The sequence below is a fragment of the Corynebacterium neomassiliense genome, from assembly GCF_900626215.1.
Lineage (GTDB): Bacteria > Actinomycetota > Actinomycetes > Mycobacteriales > Mycobacteriaceae > Corynebacterium > Corynebacterium neomassiliense.
Map to the genome: position 1 here is coordinate 1 of NZ_LR131113.1, position 2889 is coordinate 2889.

General features: G+C 70.5%; 3 protein-coding genes. All 3 read right to left on the bottom strand.

Annotation, left to right across the window (positions count from 1 at the left end; genetic code table 11):
• The coding region (locus E0E18_RS13750) for a CHY zinc finger protein (protein ID WP_130841917.1) at positions 1-322 on the bottom strand (322 nt) is incomplete at its 3' end.
• Positions 312-1394, bottom strand: a complete 1083-nt coding sequence (locus tag E0E18_RS13755; protein WP_130841921.1) for a zinc-binding alcohol dehydrogenase family protein — start codon at positions 1392-1394, stop codon at positions 312-314. The genes E0E18_RS13750 and E0E18_RS13755, both read right to left, overlap by 11 nt.
• Positions 1395-1508: 114 nt before the next feature.
• Entirely contained in the window at positions 1509-2723 is a 1215-nt protein-coding gene (locus tag E0E18_RS13760) for an NAD(P)/FAD-dependent oxidoreductase (RefSeq protein WP_130841919.1), read from the bottom strand.
• Positions 2724-2889 lie beyond the last annotated feature (166 nt).

Genomic DNA, 2889 nt, shown 5'->3' on the forward strand with positions numbered 1-2889 from the left:
ACCCCTGCCTGCTCTGCCACGCGGAGGCAGAAGACCATCCGGTGACGCCGTGGTCCACCCCGTAGACGGCGAGGTACTCCCCCACCGTCAGCCAGGTTCCGCAGGAGCGGCAGAGCACCGCGGACTCCCGGCGCTGCACGTCGGTGGCGGTGGGCCACGGCGTCACCGGATGGTCTTCTGCCTCCGCGTGGCAGAGCAGGCAGGGGTAGGTGTGTCCGCAGCAGCGGAACCGCACCGCGACGACGTCCCGCGCTGAATGCCAGTGGGCGCAGCCGACGCCCCCGACCAGCGTCGCGGCGTCCCCTGACGGTTCAGAAGTCATTGACGAGCACCGCCGCCCCGTCGAAACGCCCGGCCTTCAGGTCACGGAGGGCGTCAAGGGCCCTGCTCATCGGGTACTCGTGGGTCGTGGCGCGCACATGGTACCGGTCGACGAGGTCGAGGAACTCTCGTCCCTGGGCCCGGGTGTTCGAGGTGACCGACCGGATCTCCTTCTCGTAGAACAGTTCGTTCTCGTAGTTCAGCGGTGGGGTGTCTGACAGGTGGATCCCCGCGATGGACAGCACCCCTCCCCTGTCGAGTGCCCGCATGGCGACCGGGACGATGTCTCCGACAGGTGCGAAGAGGATCGCGGCGTCCAACGGCTCCGGGGGCATGTCGTACGCCCCGGACGCCGAGGCGCACCCCAGAGACAGTGCCAGGTTCTGCGCGTCAGCGTCCCGGGTCAGGACGTGGACCCGCGCACCCTGGGCCAGGGCCACCTGGGCGCACAAGTGCGCCGAGCCTCCGAAACCGTAGAGGCCCAGGCGGGCCGGGTGCTCCGGTGTGGAAGCGGGCAACCCGGCGCGCTGCAGGGCGTGGTATCCGATGATTCCCGCGCACAGCATCGGGGACATGGCGACGTCACCGGCCCTGCCCGGGCCACCACCGGCCGCCCTGCCCTCGCCACCGTCGTCGGTGGCGGTGGCGGTGGCGGGGAGCAGGTAGGCGAATCTGGCGTCCACGGTCATGTATCCGGCGTAGCCGCCGTCGGCGTCCCACCCCGTGTAGGTCGAGTACGGGCAGAGGTTCTCCCGGCCGGAGGTGCACCACCGGCAGGTACCGCAGGTCGACCTCAGCCAGGCGGCGCCGACCCGCGCACCCGCCCACGAACTGTCCACCCCGGCTCCCAGTGCGACGACATCGCCGACGATCTCGTGGCCCGGGGTGACGTGCGGGCGGTGGACGTCCAGGTCGCCTTCGGTGACGTGGAGGTCGGTCCGGCACACCCCGCAGGTGTGCACCCGGACGAGCAGTTCACCGGGGCCGGGATCCGGTACAGGCCTGTCGACGAGTTCCAGGGGTGCGTCGGGGCCGTCGACGGGGCCCGGGGTTGTGACCTGCCAGGCCCGCATCGTGCGTGGTACCGGGGACGCCCCGGGCGCCGGGGTGGTGACTGGTGTGGTGTCCATGTGTCCCATTGTGGTGTCCCGTAGTGCGTCCGTCACGCCCCGGGGGCACCCGGCGGTCTACTGCCGCCCAATGAAGGGGGTGGCCGGTGCCGGGTCCGCACCTCCCGGACGGCCGGGACGGAAGGGTCCGAGCAGGTCCCCGGCAGTCTCACGGTCCCCTTGTGCACCCCGGCCCCCGGGCTCTCCGGCGACCTCTTCGGCGACCAGGCGCCCCAGCAGTGCGGACAGTGTCATCCCCGAGTGGGTGACAAGCGCGTAGATGCGACGGTGGGGGTCGGTGAACCCGACCAGGGGAAGCCCGTCCTCTGGCAGACTGCGCGCCGACAGTTCCACACGGGCGACCGGCACGGCTGTACCGAAGACCGTGGCGAGTTCGATCTCCATGAGGTGACGGATCTCGTCGAGCAGTGCCGGCAGTGCGGCAGGGTCCGACGCCTCGGCGACACGGTGTTCCACCGGGGGAAGCTGGACCCACAACCGGCCGTCATGCCGGGGGCGGACATTGACACGGTCGCTGATGACCACCCGTCCCAGAGGAACGTCGGTGGGCACCGTCAGGCCGAGGAAGCTGTGGGTCCTCTCTCCCGGGACGGAGAGGTCGGCGACGGGCAGGCCGAACCCCCGGGAAGCTGCACCTGCCGCCACCACGACCGCGTCCGGGGTCAGTGCGGTACCGTCGTCGAGGATGACCCTGGCGTTGTCCCGGGTGGAATCAATGTGGGTGACCCGTCCCTGCTGGACGGTCACCCCGTGCGAGGCCAGGTCATTGAGCAGCCCTGCGGCGAAGAGGTCGGCGTCCAGGTAGCCTTCGCCGGGGAAGTAGAGGGCGGTGGTGCCTTCGGGTAGAAAATCGCGCCAGCGCACGACCGGCTCCAGGTCCTCAAGGTCGGCGAGGGTCACCGGTTCCACCGGGTACTGTTCCCGGCGCAACCGGTCCAGACGGTTTCCGAGCAGGTCGGCGCGCTGGCCGGGGCTGCCTTCCGTAGCTGCGAGGACCGCCCCGGAACGGTGGAACCAGGTTCCGTGGAGCTCCTTCTGCAGGCGGTCGTGCTCGGCCATGCCCTCCACGTTGAGGCGGTGGTAGGCGTGCGGGGGCTTGTTGTTGGCGTTGATCCAGGCGAAGGACCGGTGACTGGCCCCGGCGAACGGGGCCTCGGCGTCGAGGAGGGTCACCTGGTGTCCGCGTACCGCCAGTTCCCGTGCCGCGCAGAGTCCGAGGACACCTGCGCCGACGACACAGATGTCCCGGAGTTCCGTTCCCGAGTCCTGCATTGTCCTCCACCTCACTCACGGTCTGTCCCTGCCTGACCACGGCCCTGTCCCCTGCACTGTAGCCCCTGCACTGCCGGCCCCGCCCCCGTAGACGCCGGCGGGCGGGGCCGGCAGTGCAGGGGCTACAGTGCAGGGGACAGGGCCGTGGTCAGGCAGGGACAGACCG

What these genes read in the sequence shown, in the direction of transcription:
- E0E18_RS13760 (WP_130841919.1), bottom strand. Translation starts at nt 2,723, where the DNA reads ATGCAGGACTCGGGAACGGAACTCCGGGACATCTGTGTCGTCGGCGCA.
- E0E18_RS13755 (WP_130841921.1), bottom strand. Translation starts at nt 1,394, where the DNA reads ATGCGGGCCTGGCAGGTCACAACCCCGGGCCCCGTCGACGGCCCCGAC.